The organism is Rhizobium sp. BK098 (assembly GCF_014193155.1).
Classification (GTDB): domain Bacteria; phylum Pseudomonadota; class Alphaproteobacteria; order Rhizobiales; family Rhizobiaceae; genus Rhizobium.
Map to the genome: position 1 here is coordinate 115,929 of NZ_JACHYY010000007.1, position 19,751 is coordinate 135,679.

At 60.5% G+C, this 19,751-nt stretch carries 16 protein-coding genes; 12 read left to right on the forward strand and 4 right to left on the reverse strand.

Annotated elements, in window-relative coordinates; all coding sequences use genetic code 11:
* Positions 1–14: 14 nt before the first annotated feature.
* The 5 genes from FHT73_RS18935 (at position 15) to ugpC (ending at position 5,780) form a co-directional block, all read left to right on the forward strand.
* On the forward strand, positions 15–1,268 hold the full coding sequence (locus FHT73_RS18935; protein WP_112603692.1) for an extracellular solute-binding protein: 1,254 nt from the start codon (positions 15–17) through the stop codon (positions 1,266–1,268).
* Between the two features lie 89 nt (positions 1,269–1,357).
* Positions 1,358–2,257 carry a sugar ABC transporter permease gene (locus tag FHT73_RS18940; protein WP_183713856.1) on the forward strand — a complete coding sequence of 300 codons (900 nt, stop codon included), beginning with the start codon at positions 1,358–1,360 and terminating at the stop codon, positions 2,255–2,257.
* A gap of 20 nt (positions 2,258–2,277) precedes the next feature.
* Positions 2,278–3,141, forward strand: a complete 864-nt coding sequence (locus FHT73_RS18945; RefSeq protein ID WP_183714190.1) for a carbohydrate ABC transporter permease — start codon at positions 2,278–2,280, stop codon at positions 3,139–3,141.
* 36 nt (positions 3,142–3,177) lie between these two features.
* On the forward strand, positions 3,178–4,692 hold the full coding sequence (locus FHT73_RS18950; RefSeq protein WP_183713860.1) for a DUF5060 domain-containing protein: 1,515 nt from the start codon (positions 3,178–3,180) through the stop codon (positions 4,690–4,692).
* Between the two features lie 23 nt (positions 4,693–4,715).
* A complete protein-coding gene (gene ugpC, locus FHT73_RS18955; RefSeq protein WP_183713863.1) occupies positions 4,716–5,780 on the forward strand; it encodes a sn-glycerol-3-phosphate ABC transporter ATP-binding protein UgpC in 1,065 nt (354 codons plus the stop codon).
* Between the two features lie 24 nt (positions 5,781–5,804).
* On the opposite strand, the gene FHT73_RS18960 is transcribed toward ugpC, so the two are convergent.
* From FHT73_RS18960 to FHT73_RS18970, 3 genes are all read right to left on the reverse strand, one after another.
* A complete protein-coding gene (locus tag FHT73_RS18960; RefSeq protein WP_112337196.1) occupies positions 5,805–6,167 on the reverse strand; it encodes a hypothetical protein in 363 nt (120 codons plus the stop codon).
* A gap of 236 nt (positions 6,168–6,403) precedes the next feature.
* The gene (locus tag FHT73_RS18965; protein ID WP_183713866.1) at positions 6,404–8,446 is read right to left on the reverse strand and encodes an NADH:flavin oxidoreductase; all 2,043 of its coding nucleotides are present in this window, start codon (positions 8,444–8,446) and stop codon (positions 6,404–6,406) included.
* A 66-nt stretch (positions 8,447–8,512) separates the two neighbouring features.
* Entirely contained in the window at positions 8,513–9,430 is a 918-nt protein-coding gene (locus FHT73_RS18970; protein WP_183713869.1) for a DMT family transporter, read from the reverse strand.
* A 109-nt stretch (positions 9,431–9,539) separates the two neighbouring features.
* On the opposite strand from FHT73_RS18970, the gene FHT73_RS18975 reads away from it, so the two are divergent.
* Complete coding sequence (locus tag FHT73_RS18975) at positions 9,540–10,415, forward strand: LysR substrate-binding domain-containing protein (protein ID WP_112337199.1); 876 nt, start codon at positions 9,540–9,542, stop codon at positions 10,413–10,415.
* Here the strand turns inward: FHT73_RS18975 and FHT73_RS18980 are convergent.
* A complete protein-coding gene (locus FHT73_RS18980; RefSeq protein WP_183713871.1) occupies positions 10,390–11,382 on the reverse strand; it encodes a GlxA family transcriptional regulator in 993 nt (330 codons plus the stop codon). The genes FHT73_RS18975 and FHT73_RS18980 overlap by 26 nt on opposite strands.
* A 107-nt stretch (positions 11,383–11,489) precedes the next feature.
* Between FHT73_RS18980 and FHT73_RS18985 the strand changes: the two genes are divergently transcribed.
* The 6 genes from FHT73_RS18985 to FHT73_RS19010 all read left to right on the forward strand — a co-directional run bounded on the left by FHT73_RS18985 (position 11,490) and on the right by FHT73_RS19010 (position 19,631).
* Positions 11,490–12,392, forward strand: a complete 903-nt coding sequence (locus FHT73_RS18985) for a 3-keto-5-aminohexanoate cleavage protein (RefSeq protein ID WP_183713874.1) — start codon at positions 11,490–11,492, stop codon at positions 12,390–12,392.
* Between the two features lie 7 nt (positions 12,393–12,399).
* Complete coding sequence (locus FHT73_RS18990; RefSeq protein ID WP_183713877.1) at positions 12,400–13,890, forward strand: carnitine 3-dehydrogenase; 1,491 nt, start codon at positions 12,400–12,402, stop codon at positions 13,888–13,890.
* 12 nt (positions 13,891–13,902) lie between these two features.
* Positions 13,903–15,063 carry an acyl-CoA dehydrogenase family protein gene (locus FHT73_RS18995; RefSeq protein WP_183713880.1) on the forward strand — a complete coding sequence of 387 codons (1,161 nt, stop codon included), beginning with the start codon at positions 13,903–13,905 and terminating at the stop codon, positions 15,061–15,063.
* Between the two features lie 4 nt (positions 15,064–15,067).
* On the forward strand, positions 15,068–17,125 hold the full coding sequence (locus FHT73_RS19000; protein WP_183713883.1) for an acetate--CoA ligase family protein: 2,058 nt from the start codon (positions 15,068–15,070) through the stop codon (positions 17,123–17,125).
* A gap of 6 nt (positions 17,126–17,131) precedes the next feature.
* Positions 17,132–17,914: a carnitinyl-CoA dehydratase gene (locus FHT73_RS19005; protein ID WP_183713886.1), complete on the forward strand. Its 783-nt coding sequence runs from the start codon at positions 17,132–17,134 to the stop codon at positions 17,912–17,914.
* 127 nt (positions 17,915–18,041) lie between these two features.
* Positions 18,042–19,631: an ABC transporter substrate-binding protein gene (locus FHT73_RS19010; RefSeq protein WP_183713889.1), complete on the forward strand. Its 1,590-nt coding sequence runs from the start codon at positions 18,042–18,044 to the stop codon at positions 19,629–19,631.
* The last annotated feature ends 120 nt before the right edge of the window (positions 19,632–19,751 follow it).

Here is a 19,751-nt window from a genome sequence, read left to right on the forward strand (position 1 = left end):
GAGGAGGACGGGAGATGGCTGGCAACTTCAAATATGCGCGTTGGTTCGGCGCTGCTGCTATGGCAGCGGCGGCCTTTTCGGCAACGAATGTTGCCGCGGAAGACCTAACGCTGTGGACGCTGAACTTCGATAATGGCGCGGCAAACGGCGCGCTGAAGAAGGTGGCGAAAGACTTCGAGGCCGCCAATCCCGGCACCCATGTCGAAATCGTCCAGCGCGGCGTCGATGAACACAAGACCGCACTTCGCGTAGCCGCGGGCTCCAGCAAAGGCCCGGATATCTATTTCAGCTGGGCCGGCCTTGGCCTCGGCGGCGAATATGTGAAGGCGGGTCTCTCCCTGCCGCTCGACAAATACTACACCCAGTACAAGTGGAACGACGAACTGCTTCCCTCAGCTGCCGCTTTTGCCGATCTCTATCCGGGCGGCAAGCATGGTGTTCCCTTCACCTTCAAGGGTGAAGCGATCTACTACAACAAGAAGCTCTTCCAGAAGGCTGGTATCACCGGGGAACCGAAGACCTACGAGGAACTGTTGGCGGCAGCCGACAAGCTCAAGGCGGCAGGCATTCCGGCCTTCACCTTCGGCGGTTCGGTCAACTGGCATGTCATGCGCCTGATGGACGTGCTGCTCGAAACCAAGTGCGGCGCCGACAAGCATGACGCGCTGATGGCGATGAAGGCCGATTGGACGAAGGAGCCCTGCGCGACCGACGCCTTCACCGAATTTGCCAAGTGGACGAAGGACTATACGCTGAAGCCGTTCATGGGCATCAGCAATCAGCAGTCCTATACGCTGTTCGTCGCCGGCCGCGCCGCGATGATGCTCGAAGGCGACTGGCTGGTCAGCCAGCTGAGCGGCAGCAAGGTCAATCTCGACGACTACGGCGTCCTGCCGTTCCCGACGAACACCAATCGCCTCTATGGCTTTGCCGAGTACAATTACGTCAGCACCAAGAGCAAGAATCCGGATCTTGCGGCAAAGTTCCTCGACTACTTCCTGTCGACGAAGGTGCAGCAAGATCTCGTCGGCCAGATCAGCTCGATCTCGGTCAACAAGAATGTCCAGTACGCCAACCAGAAGCCACTCGAGGCGAAATGGCTTGAGATCTTCAAGACCTACAGCAAGGTCTACATGAATGGCGACCAGGCCTTCCCGCTTGACGTGACAACCGAATACTTCCGGGTGATCAACGATGTCGCCTCCGGCAACGTCCAGCCGGCCGATGCCGCCAAGCAGCTGCAGACCTTCATCGCAGGTCGTACCTGATCTATCGAGGGGTCGCCAATGCCAGTTGTAGGCGACGCGGCTCCCTCACCTTCATGCCCACGTGCCAGCTGCCGCCGGGAGCAAGCAGAATGTCATTCCGCAATCGTACTCATGATCCCCGCTTTCAGGCAGCGATCCTGCTTGCCCCGGCCATGCTGATCTATGTGATTTTTGCGCTCTATCCGATGCTGAACGTGGTGGTGCTGAGCTTCCAGAAATGGAACGGCCTCGACCCGCAGCGCCCCTTCGTCGGCCTCGCGAACTATCAATATATCTTCACGCAGGATCCGGTCTTCTGGGTTGCCTTCCGCAACACGGTGATCTGGACGATCATGTGTGTGATCTTTCCGCCCATGGTCGGGCTGCTGCTGGCGCTGAGCCTCAATCAGAAGCTCTTTGCCCGCAATACCTTCCGCGCCATCTTCTATCTCCCGGTTATCATCGCCCCGATCGCTGTCGCGACCATGTGGAAATGGATGTATGATCCCTTCTTCGGTCTCTTCACCGAAATCCTGACGTCGATGGGACTGCAGGGCTGGATCCAGGACTGGCTCGGCGACAAGGATATCGCACTTTATTCGGTCTTCGTCGCCTTTCTCTGGCAATCCGTCGGCTTTTCCATGGTGCTGTTTCTCGCCGGCCTGCAGAATGTCTCGCAGACGCTGGTGGAAGCCGCCCGCATCGATGGCGCCGGGCGCTGGAACATCTTCCGCTATGTCACACTGCCCGCGCTGCGCACAACGCTGACCATCGTGCTGGTGCTGTCGGTCATTTCCTCACTGAAGGCCTTCGACATCGTCTACGGCCTGACCGGTGGCGGGCCGGCGCAATCGACGCAGATGCTGGCGCTCTGGGCCTTCACGCAAGCCATGCAGATCTTCGATTTCGGCCGCGGCGCTGCGATCTCCGTCGTCCTGCTGCTCATCACCATTGCGATCGTCATTCCCTACCTGCGCTGGACGCAGAAGCATGAGGAGGCCGAACAATGACGGCAGCATCGGCCACATCCATGTCGGACGACTTCGAAACCGTCACACCGGCAAAGCGCAAGCGCGATCCCGTCCTGATCGGCCTATGGATCGCACTGCTGGTCGTCGCCGCGATCTGGCTTGCACCTTTCGTCTTCATCGTCTTCACCTCGCTGAAAACGCAGGCAGACGTCACGTCCACCGGCGCCTTCATGCCGCCGCTCGATCCGGCCTTCGAGAATTATTCGAGCGCCTGGGGTCGCGGCAATTTCGCCAATGCATTCCTGAACAGCACCATCATCACTGTGATCAAGGTGCCGCTCGGTCTCATCCTCTCGGCGATGGCCGCCTATGCGCTCGCCAAGATCAGGCTGAAGTTCAGCAAGTTGCTGCTGCTCCTCGTCGTTTTCGGCACGATGATCCCCTTCCAGGTCATGCTGGCGCCGCTGTTCACGCTGGTCAATTCGCTCGGGCTCATCGATACCTATCCTGGCGTGATCCTGCCCTATATCGCCTTCGGCGTGCCCTATCAGGTCTTCATTCTCCACGGCTTCTTCAAAGGCATTCCGAAGGAACTGTCGGAAGCCGCCCTGATCGACGGCGCAAGCCATTTCACCATCTTCCGCCGGATATTCCTGCCCGTCTGCCTGCCGGTGCTCGCCGCACTGCTGATCCTGGACTTCGTCTCGACATGGAATGAGTTCGCCATGGCGCTCGTGCTGCTGCAGGACCAGCATATGTGGACGCTGCCGCTGGGGCTCATGTCCTTCCAGGGCCAGTTTTCCAATGATTACGGGCAGTTGAATGCCGCTATTGTCATGACCGTGCTGCCGGCAACCATCGTTTATCTGATCTTCCAGCGCTACTTCGTCTCCGGTCTCACCTCCGGCGCGGTCAAGGGCTGAACGATCACCATCCATACGTCTTCCGAGGAGAACATCATGTCCAACGCGTCCGTCGAAAAATGGGGAGTGTTCGAAGCGGCCTTCAACGGCCCTTCGGGCGGCAATCCCTATCTCGATGTGGCATTCGATGCCGTCTTCAGCCAGAACAGCCGCGAGATCCGCGTACCCGGCTTCTACGATGGCGACGGCGTCTATCGCGTTCGCTTCATGCCGGACAATGAAGGCGATTGGTCGTTCCGCACGCGCTCGAAGACATCGGAACTGGATGGCAAGACCGGCTCTTTCATTGCGACCAAGCCGTCCGAGGGCAACCACGGCCCCGTACACGTCCATAACAAATTCCACTTCGCCTATGCCGACGGCAAGCCCTTCCTGTCGTTCGGCACTACCTGCTATGCCTGGACGCACCAGCCGCTCGACATGCAGGCCCAGACGCTCGAAACGCTGAAGAAATCGCGCTTCAACAAGATCCGCATGGGCGTCTTCCCGAAGGACTATCCTTATAATGTCAACGAGCCGCTCTACGCCTGCTTTGAAAAGGGTGCGGACGGCAAGGAGGACTTCGATCGCCCGAACCCGGTTCTCTTTCGCCATTTCGAGCGCCAGGTCGCGGCACTTTGCGAACTCGGCATCGAGGCCGATATCATCATGTTCCACCCCTACGATCGCTGGGGATACGCCGACATGTCGGCCGAGCAGGATTTCCGCTATGTCGCCTATCTCGCGGCACGGCTTGCCGCCTATCGCAACGTCTGGTGGGCGCTCGCCAATGAGTACGACTTCCTTCTCGACACCAAACCGCTGCAGCAATGGGATCGCTATTTCCACATTCTCGAGGAGAACGATCCCTATGGCCATCTGAAGTCGATCCACAACGGCGAGCCGACGATGAACTTCGATCATCGCAAGCCATGGGTGACACATACCTGCATCCAGAACTGGGACGTGAAGCGCACGCAGGAATGGCGCGAGGCCTATGGCAAGCCTGTTGTCAACGACGAGCCGGAATATGAAGGCAACATTATCCAGTCCTGGGGCAACTTGACGGCGCAGGAGCTGGTGCATCGCTTCTGGATCACGGTGACGCGCGGCGGCTATGCCGGCCACGGCGAAACCTATTCGCATCCGCAAGACCTGATCTGGTGGGCGAAGGGCGGCGAACTGCGCGGCGAAGCCTGGAAGCGCATCGGCTTCCTGCGCGACCTGCTGGAGCAGGATGTCGTCAACGGCCTCGAACCCATGTCCTCCTATGGCGAATGGCCGTGGACGCGCGTTTCCGGCGCGCGAGACGGTGATGTCAGCTACATCTATCTCGGCGAACACCAGCCGGTCATCTGGTCTACAGGCCTACCCAAGGACGGAACCGACTATGACGTCGACATCATCGACACATGGGCGATGACGATCACGCCTGCAAAGAAGGTGGAAGCGCCCATCCCGCATCCGACGCGCCATGGCGCGATCGTGCGCGGCGGCAAGGCGGATGCCGCCTTCGGCGTGGAACTGCCGGGCAAGCCATACCAGGCGTTGCGCATCCGCAAGAAGCATTGATCGATCTTCAGGGAAAGAATGTCATGTCCGGATTGACCATCAAGAACGTCAGGAAGTCCTACGGCGCGGTAAACATCATCCATGGCATCGACGTGGAGATTTCGGACGGCGAATTCGTCATCCTCGTCGGCCCTTCGGGCTGCGGCAAGTCCACACTGCTGCGCATGATCGCCGGGCTGGAAGACATCACCGGCGGTGAGATCTCCATCGGCGGACGGGTCGTCAACGATCTGCCACCGAAAGATCGCGACATCGCCATGGTGTTCCAGAACTACGCGCTCTATCCGCAAATGACGGTAGCGCAGAACATGGGCTTTGCGCTGCAGCTTGCCGGGGCGAAGCGCGCCGAAATCGATCAGAAGGTCGGCGAAGCCGCCAAGATCTTGGGCCTACAGCCATTATTGGATCGCAAGCCCGCCCAGCTTTCCGGCGGCCAGCGCCAACGCGTCGCCATGGGGCGCGCCATCGTGCGCGACCCCAAGGTCTTCCTCTTCGATGAACCGCTTTCCAATCTCGATGCCAAGCTGCGCGTGAAGATGCGCGCCGAAATCAAGGCACTGCATCAGCGCTTGAAGACCACGATCGTCTACGTCACCCACGATCAGATCGAGGCCATGACCATGGCCGACAAGATCGTCGTGCTACAGGGCGGAAAGGTCGAGCAGGTCGGCTCGCCGCTCGAGCTTTACGACCGCCCGAGAAATGTCTTTGTCGCTGGCTTCCTCGGCTCTCCGGCCATGAATTTTCTCGAAGGCAAGCTTACCGGGGGTGCCTTGCCGGAATTGGTATTGCCAACCGGCACACGCATCCAACTCGCCAACGCTCCGGCTCAATCGGAGGGTCGGGAAGTTGTTCTCGGCATACGTCCGGAAGATATTTCGTTTGCCATGGAGGCGGGCGTTACCGCAACCGTGACCGTCGTTGAACCCACTGGCTCGGAAACGCATGTCGCACTTGACCTCCAAGGCAAGGAATTGACCTGGGTGATGAGAGAAAGAGCCGACCTCGTGCCGGGTCAGACAATTCAGATCTCGCTCAAGACGCCGAACCTGCACTTCTTCGACAAGACCAGCCAGCAACGACTGTAGGAGACAGCGCCTGGCGGACCTAAATCACTCAGCTGCGCGCCTTTGGGTACCATTCATGACCGAAAAAACGCGTTTGACGAAGGCATCGCCGTCGAACTGCCGCGCAGCTCCCTCGGTCACATGATCAGGGCGATCGAATATGAACGTCTCGATGTTGACGATCGGCAAGTTCAATCGCGTCCGCACGTCCCCGATCATTGCGGTATGCGTCACCACCAGGTGACACCCGGTTGGATCGAACCATTCCTGGAGGCCGGTCGTCGGTATGGCTGCAACCGTCAATCCCTGTTGCGACAAAAGCGAACTGATGCGCGAGGCAATCTGCTGATTATCCAGACAGATCAGCACATCGGTCTGCGAAGGGGACGGCGCATGGTTAGCCAGCATCAAACAACCTCTCGTTCACTCACATGCCGAATATAATGATTCGGCAGGTAACGGGGTGTTATAAGTTGTTACATTTTGTTTCAAAATTAAGGCAGTTCCCACAGCCATGTCGCGGCGGCGGAACCTCACATATCACTTAAGACATCCAAGATAGTGCATTGACGTCATGAATTTTATTGGCAACCGCAAAAATGTCTGGCGTGATAACGCGGTCAAAGTCGACAATCCCGATGATCTCACAGAAGCGAGCAATAGCGCAGCGCGTCGTAAATCGCGGCATGTATATTGCGGCTTGCGATCGCATCACCGATGCGGATCAGATCGAACGAACCGGCTTCGTTCTTGACGGGCAGCGGCGATCGCCTGGCGATCAATGCGGGATAATCGACGGCACCGAGATTGCGCGACGAGGCCTTTAGCTCAAGGTAAAGTTCATCATTCGCCACCGTGCCATGCTCGACGACCACCTGGGACACCCGCCGCTCCCATTGCGTCTCCTCCGAGAAGTCGGACCCTAGAACCGCAACTAATGCATTGCCGTCGCGGCGCACCGATTTCAGGCGCGTATTGATGGTGACCCGGACATTCTTCTCGGCGAAGGTCTTCGCATAGGGGACATGGTTCATGCCGCCCATCTCAGGGGCGAAGAAGCGCTCCGGCGAGACGAGTTCCAGTTCGGCGCCGCCATTGGCGATGACTTCTGCCGCCGACATGCCCGGATGTCCGCCATTGTCGTCGTAAAGCAGCACCTGGCCCTCGGGCTTAACCGCGCCGGCCAGAATGTCCCAGGAGGAGGTCACAAGGCTGTCGCCGCTCTCCAGCTCCGGAGATTGCGCAATACCGCCCGTCGCCACGACGACAAGATCGGGCTCGAACGCCATAACATCGCCCGCTCCGGCATAGACGTCGTAGTGGATCGTAACGCCCAACCGCTCCAGCTCTGTCAGCCGCCAATCGATGATGCCGATCATCTCCTTGCGGCGCGGATTGCGCGTGAGCAGATTCACCTGCCCGCCAGCCTTGCTGCTCGCCTCCAGCACGTCGACCTTATGGCCGCGCTCGGCCAGCACACGCGCCGCCTCCAGGCCCGCAGGCCCGGCACCGATGACGACGGCCTTGCGTGATATTGTTGCCCGCTCGATCCGATGCGGCATCTCGGCCTCGCGGCCGGTAGCCGCATTGTGAATGCAGAGCGCCTCGCCGCCCTCATAAATACGGTCAAGACAGTAGGTCGCGCCGACGCAGGGGCGGATATTGGCCTCCTGCCCGGACATTACCTTGTTGACGATATGCGGGTCGGCGATATGAGCGCGCGTCATGCCGACCATATCGAGCTTGCCTTCCGCGATCGCATGACGCGCCGTGGCGACATCGCCGATGCGGGCCGCATGGAAGACGGGGAATTTCGTCGCCGCCCTCACCTCGCCAGCAAAATCGAGATGCGGTGCCGAGGCCATGCCCTGAATCGGAATGACATTGTTGAGCGCCGCGTCGCTGTCGATATGGCCACGGATGATATTGAGGAAATCGATATTGCCGGAGGCCACCAGCCGCCTGGCAATCTCAACGCCTTCTTCGCGTGAAAGCCCTTTCTCCCAATCCTCGTCAGCCACCATGCGCATGCCGACAATGAACTCCGGGCCGACCGCCTTGCGAATGGCTTCTGTCACCATCATCGAGAACCGCATGCGGTTTTCAAGCGAACCGCCGAATTCGTCCTCGCGCCGGTTGGTTGCCGGTGACCAGAAGCCGTCGGTCAGATGGCCATAGGCCTCGATCTCGATACCATCCAGGCCGGCTGCCTGCATGCGTTGCGCCGCCGCGGCAAAGTCACCGATGATCCGTTCGATATCCCAATCTTCAGCCGCCTTCGGAAAGGCGCGATGCGCCGGCTCGCGGATTGGCGATGGCGCCAATACCGGCAGCCAGTCACCTTTGTTCCAACCGGTGCGACGACCGAGGTGGGTCAGCTGGATCATGACGGCAGCCCCGAACTCGTGACAGTCGTCGGCAAGCTTCTTCAGCCAGGGCACGATCTCATCGCGATAGGCATGGAGATTGCCAAAGGCCGGCGGCGAATCCGCCGAGACGATCGCCGAGCCCGCCGTCATGGTCAGCGCGATACCGCCCTTGGCCTTTTCGCGATGATAGAGCCTGTAGCGATCCGTCGGCATGCCGCCTTCCGAATAGGCCGGCTCATGCGCCGTCGACATGATGCGGTTCCTAAGCGTCAAGTGCTTGAGCTGATAGGGCTGGAGCAAGGGATCGTTGGAAGTCATGTCGCTTTCTTCACTTTATGAAGTCGAGGCTCGAGCCGCTATCTTTGCTGAGACGAGAGGTTATGGCTATAGCGCATTGATAGGTGCTCGACGGCGGCGGCTATGCCGCAGGTCTATCGCAGTATGCCAAACGATCGTCGCGAAGATGATCGCTCCGCCGATGAAAGTGGCAACCGGTGGCATCTCCGAGAAGAAGAGCCAGACCCAAAAGGGCGTCAGCACGATTTCCATCGAACTGATGAGAGCGGCGTCGGCGGCGGGCATCTTCCTTGATCCGAACAGGAAAAGGACGAAGGCGAGCGCGAAATTCGTTGCGCCGAAAGCCGCGAGCAGAAGCCAATTTTGAACATCCACTGAGCTCGTCGACGCAAAGGGCACGAAGACGACAAATGTCAAAAGCCCGCTGACGACACTCGACGGCAGGATCGGAATGCTCGGATCCATGCGTGGGATGACGATGATGAGGGCGAAGGTGACTGTCATGCCGAGCGCCAGCAGATCGCCGATGCCCGTACCGCCGCCGATCGATGAGGCAACGATGACCGCCACGCCGATGAGGCAGATGCCGCCAGCGATCAAGGTCCGCTTCGCGACCCGCTCCTTCAGCATGGTCCAGCTGAGAAACGCGGCGATGAACGGCGCGGTCGCGTAGATCATGGTCACATTGGCGACCGTCGTCATATAGAGCGCGCCAATGAAGCAGGCCTGGCTGATCGTCTGGCAGACCAGCATAGCCAGCCCCGCAGGATGAAAGATCGATGCCCATTGCCGCCTTGAAAACCCGCCTTCGAGGAAAAAGCTGGGAATCAGCAGAAACAGGCCGCCGAACAGCGACCGCCAGGCGATCGCCGTCCATATGTCCGTGGTTAGCAGGCGGGCGTAGATGCCGCTGCAGCTCCACGCCAGCATTGCCGTTGCCACGAGTACGACGCCCCTCTCATAATCGCTGGCAAGAGCGGAGCGGGTTGGAAGCTGGAATGTCATGTATGGACTCGAGGAACGAAGCAGAAGGAACGCCTCTGTGTGCGCCGATATTTGACATCAGGCAAACGAATAGTAGAGATAGTAGCTATCAGAAATATTTGTGACCCCAATGCGCGACCCCATTGAGAGCGACCTTCTGCGGACGTTCCTCGTCATCACCGAGACGTCCAATTTTTCCACGGCCGCTCAAAGAATCGGCCGCACGCAATCGGCCGTCAGCGCCCAGATCAAGCGGCTCGAGGATACGATCGGCGAAACGCTCTTCGAAAGAAGCGCCCGCGGGGCCGTCCTGACCCGCGCCGGCACTCAATTGCTTCCCTATGCGCAGCGCGTGATCGAACTTCTGAACGAGGCGGCCGCGAATATCCGCACCAAGCCGCTCGACGGACCGGTCCGGATCGGCATTCCGGAGGAATACAGCCAGACTGTGTTGCCGGCAGCACTGGCCGCCTTCGCTATCAGGCACCCGGCCGTCGAAGTCACTGTCTCCTGCGATTACACGGCGCATAATCTGGCCGCTCTCGAGAAAGACGAACTGGACCTCGCCGTAGTCTTCGATTGGAGCAACCAGAACAAGGGTGAAGTTCTCTGCATCGACCCCACGGTCTGGGTGACATCGATGGTGCATCGCCTGCATGATGCCGTGCCGCTGCCTGTTGCTACGTATAGGAACTCGACATGGGCGCGTGATTTCGCCTTGCGCTCGCTGGAGCAGCAGGGCCGCGTCTATCGCATCGCCTTCATCGCCGACACGAGTTCCGGCTTGAAGAATGCTGTCTCCGCTGGCCTCGCCGTGACGACGCTGTCGCGCAGCAACATTCCGCATGGCTGCCGCGAATTGACGAGCGACGACGGTTTCCCGCCTGTCGATTCGTCCCGCGTGGTGCTTCGCCGCAACCCCTATCATTCGAGCGAAGCGATCCGGGAACTGGCAGAAATGGTGCGCGAGGCTTTCCGGCCTATGTCGGCTCTCCTGCAGGCGTAGTGCGGCGCCGTAGCCGACGTCGTGTGCCGGACGGGCTTTCGGAAAAGCTGGCACGATAGCTGCGGGAAAAGGCCGATGCCGAATTGAAGCCGGTCGCGGCGGCGATCTCCGCGAAAGAAGCCTTCGTCTCGATAACCTTGCGCCGCGCCGCGTTGAGCCTCAACGCCAGATAATGCACATGCGGCGGCGCGCCGATGCTCTCCTGGAAAAGGGCCTGCAGATGGCGTGCACTGACGCCGACACGGCGCGCTAGACGCGCGAGAACCAGCGGCTGCTCGATATGGTCCTCCATCAGACGGATGGCTTGGGCAACTCGCGGATCGCGCATACGCAGACCGGCCGTCGATGGTGAAAGTTCTGCCGCGCTCGGTATGCTCGCTGGCTCGTAGATGAAAAGGCGGCTGACCTCGAGTGCTAGCGAATAGCCTTGCCGTCGCCGGATGATCTCCAGCATCAGATCGACCGTCGGCAGGGAGCCGGCCGTGGTGATCCGCTTGCCGTCGATCACATAGCGATCCCTGACCGCATGCACCTGCGGATAGGCAAGCGCGAAATCGTCGTAGTCCTCCCAGTGAACGGCAGCGGAGACATTGTCCAACAAACTTGCTTCGGCCAGCAGCCAGGTACCGGACTCGATGCCGGCAACCAGCGAGCGATGGCGTGCGGTTTGCGACAATTGCATTTTCAGCGCTTGCGTGGCGCTGCGCCGCCAATTGTAGCTGGCAAGCACGAAAAGAGGTGTCGCATCCGATGTCGGGCGAAAGCTGGAGCAGGCAGGCACCGGGATAAGGCTCGTCGTCTCAGCGGGAGAGCCGTCCGGCGTGAAAAGCCGCCAGCGATAAAGCTCGGCTCCGGAAATGCGGTTGGCCCCGCGCAAGGGTTCGATCACCGACGCGATCAGGATCAGGTTCGTCTCCGGAAGGATCAGGAGATCGATGTCGAGCGTCTCATTGGCCGATGTGAGCATTCAGCAATCCTTCGAGAGTTCCGAAACTGTATCGAATGCTTCTGATAATGCAAAGCATGTAGATGTCGCATGGCTCGTAATGTCCTCAATACGAGGGAGAACAAAAAATGCCTCTTGCGATGAATCGTGATGTTTTCATCACCTGTGCCGTGACCGGCGCCGGCGATACGGTTTCCAAATCCAGCCATGTTCCGATCACTCCCAAGCAGATCGCCGACTCCGCGATCGATGCCGCCAAGGCTGGGGCGGCAGTGGTTCATTGCCACGTCCGCGATCCGGAAACGGGCGCTGCCAGCCGCCGCAACGAGCTCTACAGGGAAGTCACCGACCGTATCCGTTCGGCCGACGTCGATGTCGTGCTGAACCTGACCGCCGGCATGGGCGGCGACTTGATTTTCGGCGATGTCGAGAGCCCTCTGCCGCTGAATGATAGGGGTACCGACATGGCAGGCGCCACGGAGCGCGTCAGCCACGTTGCCGAATGCCTGCCCGAAATCTGCACGCTTGACTGCGGCACGATGAATTTCAGCCTCGGCGACTACGTCATGACCAACACGCCCTCGATGCTGAGGGCCATGGCAAAGAAGATGACCGATCTCGGCGTGCGCCCCGAAATCGAGGCCTTCGATACCGGTCACCTCTGGTTTGCCAAGCAGCTTGCCGAGGAGGGCTTGATCGAGGACCCGGTTCTCATCCAGCTCTGCATGGGTATCCCCTGGGGGGCACCCGATGACCTCAACACCTTTATGGCGATGGTCAATAACGTTCCCAAAAGCTGGACCTTCTCGGCCTTTTCCATCGGTCGCAACGCCATGGCCTATCCGGCGGCGGCGATCCTTGCCGGCGGCAATGTCCGCGTCGGGCTGGAAGACAATCTCTATGCCGGAAAGGGCATGTTGGCGACCAATGCCCAGCTCGTCGAAAAGGCGGTGCAAGTGGTCGAAGGCATGGGCGCCCGCATTATCGGCCCCGAAGATGTCCGCAAGAAATTGAAACTGACGAAGCGCTGAGGCCCCGATGACGAAGATCAACAAGGCGGCCTGCATTGGCGGCGGCGTCATCGGCGGCGGATGGATCGCCCGGTTTCTGCTCGCCGGCATCGATGTCGATGTCTACGACCCGCATCCGGAGGCAAAACGCATCGTCGGCGAAGTTCTGGCGAATGCGGAAAAAGCCTATGCGATGCTGACCGGCGCGCCGCTTCCACCGCGCGGCAAGCTCACATTCAGGGACACGCTGCAAGCCGCCGTCGCTGGCGCCGACTGGATCCAGGAAAGCGTGCCCGAGCGGCTGGATCTCAAGCGCAATGTGCTGACGCAGATCGATGCAGCCGCAAAGCCCGATGCTCTGATCGGTTCATCCACCTCCGGCCTTCTGCCGACCGATTTGCAGCGCGACATGCGCCACCCCGAGCGCTTGTTCGTCGCCCACCCGTATAACCCCGTCTATCTGCTGCCGCTCGTCGAGATCGTCGGCGGCGAAAAGACCAGCGCCGCGACCATCCAGGCGGCAATGGAGCGCTTGCCGCCTATCGGCATGAAGGGCGTTCATATCGCCAAGGAGATCGAGGCTTTCGTCGGCGACCGCCTGCTGGAAGCGCTCTGGCGCGAGGCGCTGTGGCTGATCAAGGACGATATCTGCACCGTCGAGACGCTTGATGATGTCATCCGTTACTCCTTCGGCCTGCGCTGGGCACAGATGGGCCTGTTCCAGACCTATCGTATCGCCGGCGGTGAAGCGGGCATGCGTCACTTCCTGGCGCAGTTCGGCCCTGCCCTGCAATGGAACTGGACGAAACTGATGGATGTCGTCGATCTCGACGATGCCCTTGTCGAAAAGATCGGTCAGCAGTCGGACGATCAAGCGGATGGCCTGTCGATCCGCGAACTCGAGCGTATCCGCGACGAGAACCTCGTCGGCATCCTTCAAAGCCTGAAGGGAAGCCATGGCGGCAAGGGCTGGGGCGCCGGCAAGCTGCTGAAGGATTTCGAACAGCAGCTTTGGGCCGCGGGCGGCGGCGAGAAGCAAGGCCTGGACATCTCAAAGCCGCTGCGCCTGATCGACACCAAGGTCAGCCCCGCATGGGTCGACTATAACGGCCACATGACCGAGCATCGCTATCTGCAAGTCTTCGGCGACACGTCGGATGCTCTGCTGCGGCTGATCGGCGTCGATCTCGATTATGTGGAACGCGGTCATAGCTACTACACGGTGGAAACCCATATCCGCCATCTCGGCGAGGCCAAGCTCGGACAGGCCATCCATTCGACGGCGCAGATCCTCGCATCCGACGAAAAGCGGCTGCATGTCTTCCATGCGCTGCACGATAGCGCCAGCGGCGACGTGATCGCCACCGCAGAACAAATGCTGCTGCATGTCGACGCGAAAGCGGGCAAGGCTATCGCCGCACCGGAGGAGGTGCTCGCGAAGCTGAGGCCTATTTCTGCCGCGCACGCGGCCTTGACCATGCCGGAGGGAGCCGGCCGTCATGTGGGACAAAAACGCTAGGAGGAACCGATCGTGAATTTCGGGCTCAGCGAAGAACAGGAGATGATCGTCAAGACGGTCAGGGACTTCGTGGAGACGGAGATCTATCCGCACGAAAACGAGGTCGAGCGCACTGGCATCGTGCCGCCTGAAATCGGAGACGAGATCCGGCGCAAATGTATCGAGCTCGGCTTCTATGCCTGCAATTTTCCTGAAGAAATCGGTGGCGCCGGACTCGACCACGTCACCTTCACGCTCGTCGAGCGCGAGCTTGGTCGCGGTTCGATGGGGCTCACCGTCTTCTTCGGACGCCCTTCCGGCATCCTGATGGCCTGCGAGGGCGAGCAGAAAGAGCGCTATCTCCTGCCGGCGGTGCGCGGCGAGAAAATCGATGCGCTCGCCATTACCGAGCCGGATGCCGGCTCCGACATGCGCGGTATGAAATGCGCAGCACGGCAGGATGGTGGCGACTTCGTGCTCAACGGCACGAAGCACTTCATCTCGCACGCCGATGTCGCCGATTTCGTCATCGTCTTTGCGGCGACCGGCGAGGAGGACACGCACAAGGGCGTCAAGAAGAAGATCACCGCCTTCCTGGTCGATCGCGGCACGCCGGGCTTCGATATCCTTAAAGGCTACGATTCCGTTTCCCACCGCGGCTACCACAATTCCATTTTGAACTTCACCGATTGCCGCCTGTCGAAGTCGCAGGTACTAGGCGAGGTGCATCGCGGCTTCGATCTCGCCAATCAGTGGCTCTACGGGACGCGCCTGACGGTCGCCGCCACCTGTGTCGGCCGGGCACACCGTGTCTTCGATCTCGCCCTGCCCTATGCGGCCGAGCGCAAACAATTCGGCAAGCCGATCGGCGCCAATCAGGGCGTATCGTTCAAGCTTGCCGACATGATTACCGAGATCGATGCTGCCGACCTGCTGACGCTGTCAGCCGCGTGGAAGCTCGATGCCGGCATTCCGGCCAATCGCGAAATTGCGTCCGCGAAACTCTACGCCTCGGAAATGCTTGCCCGCGTCACCGATGAGGCGATCCAGATCTTCGGCGGCATGGGATTGATGGACGACTTGCCGCTCGCTCGCTTCTGGCGTGACGCCCGTGTCGAGCGTATCTGGGACGGCACGTCTGAAATACAGCGCCACATCATCAGCCGCGACCTGCTTCGGCCGTTCGGAGCATGAGCCCATGACGCAACGCTCGCTCGACCGCCTCATTCGCCCCAGAACGATCGCCGTCTTCGGCGGCAGAGAGGCGCGGCGCGTCATCGAGCAATGCGACCGCATGGGGTTCGCCGGCGAGATCTGGCCGGTGCATCCGACACAGAAAAGCGTCCTCGGCCGAGGCTGCTATCGCTCGGTCGCCGAACTGCCGGACGCGCCGGACGCCGCCTTCGTCGGCGTCAACCGGACGCTCACCGTCGAGATTGTTCGTGATCTCGCAGCCAGAGGCGCCGGCGGCGCCGTCTGCTACGCTTCCGGCTTCAGCGAGGCTGTGGCGGAACTGGCTGATGGCGCGGACTTGCAGCAAGCTCTCGTCGAGGCGGCAGGCACCATGCCGATCGTCGGGCCGAACTGCTACGGCATGATCAACGGGCTCGACGGCGCCCTGCTCTGGCCCGATCAGCATGGCATCGTCAGAACCGAGCGCGGCGTTGCTATCCTCACACAATCTTCCAATATCGCCATCAATCTCAGCATGCAGAGGCGCGGCCTGCCGATCAGCTACCTGATGACTGCAGGCAATCAGGCGCAGACCGGCCTGTCGGACCTTGCCCAAGCAGTCCTCGAGGACCCGCGCGTCACAGCGGTCGGCCTGCATATCGAAGGCTTCGGCGATATAAGGGCGCTGGAAGCACTCGCCATGCGCGCCCGTGAACTGAAGAAGCCCGTCGTCGCGCTGAAGGTTGGAAAATCCGAACAGGCGCAGCGCGCCGCCGTCTCGCATACAGCCTCGCTTGCCGGCAGCGACGCAGTTGCTGACGCCGTTCTCGAACGTCTCGGCATCGGCCGCGTCGCGACTTTGCCGGAACTCATCGAAACGCTGAAACTCCTGCATGTTGCCGGCCCTCTCGAAAGCGATGCGATCTCCTCGATGAGCTGTTCAGGCGGCGAGGCATCGCTGATGGCCGATGCCGCCATCGGCCGGACTATCGAGTTCCGTGCGTTGAAACCCGAACAACTGCCCGCCTTGCGCGCAAGCCTCGGTCAGATGGTGACGCTCTCCAACCCCCTTGATTACCACACCTTCGTCTGGGGCGATCTGGCACGGCAGATGGAGGCCTTCAGCGCCATGTTTGCCGGCGGCTATGCCCTCAATCTGCTCGTGCTTGATTTCCCGCGTGAGGATCGTTGTGATGGCGCCGACTGGATGATTACGGTCTCGGCCGTTGCCGCGGCCGCGAAGCAGACGGGGGCTAGCGCCGGCATTCTGGCGACGCTGCCGGAAAACATGCCGGAAGCGATCGCTAAGCAATTGATCCAAGCCGGCATCGTGCCGCTCTGCGGCATCAGCGAAGCGCTGGCGGCGGCAGATATTGCCAGCGGCATCGCCAGTGCCTGGAAGAAACCGCAACCATTGCCGCTTCTCAGCACACGGACGGAGGCAGGCGAAGTCGAGACCTTGAGCGAGGCCGAGGCCAAGGCCGAACTTGCAGCCTTTGGCCTCGCCACGCCGCGCGGCGAGACAGCATCCACGCCAAGCGAGGCGGCCGAGTGCGCGGAGCAGCTCGGCTTGCCCGTCGCACTCAAGGCACTCGGCGTCGAGCACAAGTCCGATGTCGGCGCCGTCAAACTCAACCTATGGGATAGGAATGCCGTCACGGACGCGGCGGAAGGCATGGCTTCCGTGGCACGTGGCTTCCTCATCGAAAAGATGGTCGAGCGCCCTGTCGCCGAGCTTATCATCGGCGCGGTCCGCGATCCGGTCGTCGGCTTGACCCTGACAGTCGGCGCGGGCGGAATCCTCGTGGAATTGCTTGAGGATTCCGTCGTTTTGCCGCTCCCCGTGACGAAAGCCGAGGTTCTTGAGCGGATTTCGCGGCTGAAGGTTCGCAAATTGATCGAAGGCTATCGCGGTGGCGCGGCAAGCAACCTGGAGATTGTAGCCGACGCCGTCCTATCAGCGGCAGAATATGTCGTAACGAACGCCGCACATCTTGAAGAACTAGACATTAATCCATTGATGGTCCTAGCAGAATCCCGGGGCGTTGTTGCTGCGGATGCTCTCATCCGGCGAAGGAGGTAGCGGAAGTTGCAAGACCCCATTCGAACCCGCTCCGAAGACGGCATCCTCGAGGTCATCATCGACCGGCCCAAGGCGAATGCCATCGACCTGGCGACGAGCCGCGAGATGGGGCTGATCTTTCGCGACTTTCGCGACAACCGGGATCTGCGCGTCGCCATCGTAACCGGTGCCGGCGAGAAATTCTTTTCCGCCGGTTGGGATTTGAAGGCTGCGGCTGATGGCGACGCCGTAGACGGTGACTATGGGGTTGGCGGTTTCGGCGGCATGCAGGAACTGCGCGACCTCAACAAGCCGATCATCTGCGCCGTCAACGGTATCTGTTGCGGCGGCGGGCTGGAAATCGCGCTGTCCACCGATCTCATAATCGCGGTAGCACACGCCACCTTCGCGTTGCCCGAGATCCGCTCGGGCACCGTCGCCGATGCGGCGTCGATTAAACTTCCGAAACGGATCCCCTACCATATCGCTATGGACATGCTTCTGACCGGCCGGTGGCTCAATGTCGAAGAGGCGCATCGCTGGGGCTTCGTCAACGAGATTGTCACGGCCGACAGGCTGATGGACAGGGCCTGGGAACTCGCTCGCCTGCTGGCAAGCGGACCGCCCCTGGTCTACGCAGCGATCAAGGAAATCGTTCGCGAAGCGGAGGGTTCGACGTTTCAGACTGCCATGAATAAGATCACCAAACGGCAGTTAGCAACCGTCGACCTCCTCTATTCAAGCGAGGATCAATTGGAAGGCGCACGGGCTTTTGCCGAGAAGCGAGCCCCCATCTGGAGAGGAAGGTAGGAGGCGGCGGCAACCGCTGAATTTCCCGCATGCTCGCGGGCGACAGGCTTCAGGCGGAAGAGGAACCGTGACCTGAGGTGGCTTGCTCGATAGCTTTGTCAACACGGCAAGAAGAAGGAACAGGGGAATGAACGACTATACGAAATATCTTGCAAGCCGCGTCACCGCGGGCGGTCTCAGCCGCCGCGAATTCATGGGACGCGCAATGGCAGCGGGCGTGACTTTGACGCTCGCCGACAAACTCTTTACCGAAAGTGCAATGGCGGCCGAACCGAAGCGCGGCGGTCATCTGAAACTTGGCCTTGAAGGCGGCGCTGCAACCGATTCAAAAGACCCGGCAAAATTCCTGTCGCAGGTCATGTTCTGCATCGGCCGCTGCTGGGGTGACATGCTGGTGGAATCCCATCCGCTGACGGGTGCCGCCGTTCCGTCGCTTGCAGAATCCTGGCAGCCGTCGAAAGATGCGGCCACCTGGACCTTCAAGATCCGCAAGGGCGTCAAGTTTCACAACGGCAAGGAACTGACGATCGACGACGTGGTCGCCACGCTCAAGCGCCATACCGATGCGAAATCGGAATCGGGCGCGCTCGGCGTCGTGAAGTCGATCAAGGAGATCAAGGCCGACGGCGACAATCTCGTCCTGACGCTGACCGAGGGCAACGCCGACTTGCCGTTGCTTTTGACCGACTATCACCTCGTCATCCAGCCGAATGGAGGCTATGACGATCCCCTCGCCTCGATCGGCACCGGTCCCTACAAGCAGGTCAGCTTCGAGCCCGGCGTGCGCGCCACGTTCGAGCGCAACAAGGACGACTGGCGTACCGACCGCGGTTTCGTCGACAGCATCGAAATCATCTGCATGAACGATGCCACAGCTCGCATCGCGGCGCTCTCATCCGGCCAGGTCCATTACATCAACCGCGTCGACCCGAAGACTGTGGATCTTCTGAAACGCGCGCCGAACGTCGAGATCCTGGCCACCGCCGGCCGCGGTCACTACGTCTTCATCATGCATTGTGACAAGGCGCCATTCGACAACAACGACCTGCGTCTGGCGCTGAAATACGCCATGGATCGCGAGACCATGGTCAAGAAGATCCTCGGCGGCTACGGCAAGGTCGGTAACGACTTCCCGATCAACAGCACCTATGCGCTCTTCCCTGAAGGCATCGAACAGCGCAAATACGATCCCGACAAGGCCGCCTTCCATTACAAGAAGTCCGGCCACAGCGGCTCGGTCTTGCTGCGCACCTCCGAAGTCGCCTTCCCCGGCGCCGTCGATGCAGCCGTCCTCTATCAGGAAAGCTGCAAGAAGGCCGGCATCAACATTGAGGTCAAGCGCGAGCCGGGCGATGGCTACTGGACGAATGTCTGGAACGTTCAGCCCTTCTCCACCTCCTATTGGGGCGGACGCCCGACGCAGGACCAGATGTACTCCACCGCCTATCTCTCGACAGCGGATTGGAACGATACGCGCTTCAAGCGCCCCGACTTCGACAAGCTCCTGCTTCAGGCTCGCTCCGAACTGGACGAGGCCAAGCGCAAGGAGCTTTACCGCGCCATGGCGATGATGGTGCGCGACGAAGGCGGCGTCATCCTGCCGATGTTCAACGATTTCGTGAACGCCTCCACCAAGCAGGTGAAGGGCTACGTCCACGATATCGGCAACGACATGTCGAACGGCTACGTGGCGACCCGCGTCTGGCTGGACGCCTGATGCCCGAAGCTGGGCGAAAACGCCCTCATCTCTGACACAGCCGGGACCGCGAAAACCTTTCGCGGTCCTCCCGACGTTTCAAGCGATTCCCAGAAAAATGCACAGCTGTTTTTCGTCCGG

Coding starts and splice junctions, on each gene's coding strand:
- FHT73_RS18970 (WP_183713869.1), bottom strand. CDS start 9,430: ATGACATTCCAGCTTCCAACCCGCTCCGCTCTTGCCAGCGATTATGAG.
- FHT73_RS19000 (WP_183713883.1), top strand. CDS start 15,068: ATGACGCAACGCTCGCTCGACCGCCTCATTCGCCCCAGAACGATCGCC.
- ugpC (WP_183713863.1), top strand. CDS start 4,716: ATGTCCGGATTGACCATCAAGAACGTCAGGAAGTCCTACGGCGCGGTA.
- FHT73_RS18935 (WP_112603692.1), top strand. CDS start 15: ATGGCTGGCAACTTCAAATATGCGCGTTGGTTCGGCGCTGCTGCTATG.
- FHT73_RS18940 (WP_183713856.1), top strand. CDS start 1,358: ATGTCATTCCGCAATCGTACTCATGATCCCCGCTTTCAGGCAGCGATC.
- FHT73_RS18960 (WP_112337196.1), bottom strand. CDS start 6,167: ATGCTGGCTAACCATGCGCCGTCCCCTTCGCAGACCGATGTGCTGATC.
- FHT73_RS18975 (WP_112337199.1), top strand. CDS start 9,540: ATGCGCGACCCCATTGAGAGCGACCTTCTGCGGACGTTCCTCGTCATC.
- FHT73_RS18965 (WP_183713866.1), bottom strand. CDS start 8,446: ATGACTTCCAACGATCCCTTGCTCCAGCCCTATCAGCTCAAGCACTTG.
- FHT73_RS19010 (WP_183713889.1), top strand. CDS start 18,042: ATGAACGACTATACGAAATATCTTGCAAGCCGCGTCACCGCGGGCGGT.
- FHT73_RS18945 (WP_183714190.1), top strand. CDS start 2,278: ATGTCGGACGACTTCGAAACCGTCACACCGGCAAAGCGCAAGCGCGAT.
- FHT73_RS18980 (WP_183713871.1), bottom strand. CDS start 11,382: ATGCTCACATCGGCCAATGAGACGCTCGACATCGATCTCCTGATCCTT.
- FHT73_RS18990 (WP_183713877.1), top strand. CDS start 12,400: ATGACGAAGATCAACAAGGCGGCCTGCATTGGCGGCGGCGTCATCGGC.
- FHT73_RS18950 (WP_183713860.1), top strand. CDS start 3,178: ATGTCCAACGCGTCCGTCGAAAAATGGGGAGTGTTCGAAGCGGCCTTC.
- FHT73_RS18985 (WP_183713874.1), top strand. CDS start 11,490: ATGCCTCTTGCGATGAATCGTGATGTTTTCATCACCTGTGCCGTGACC.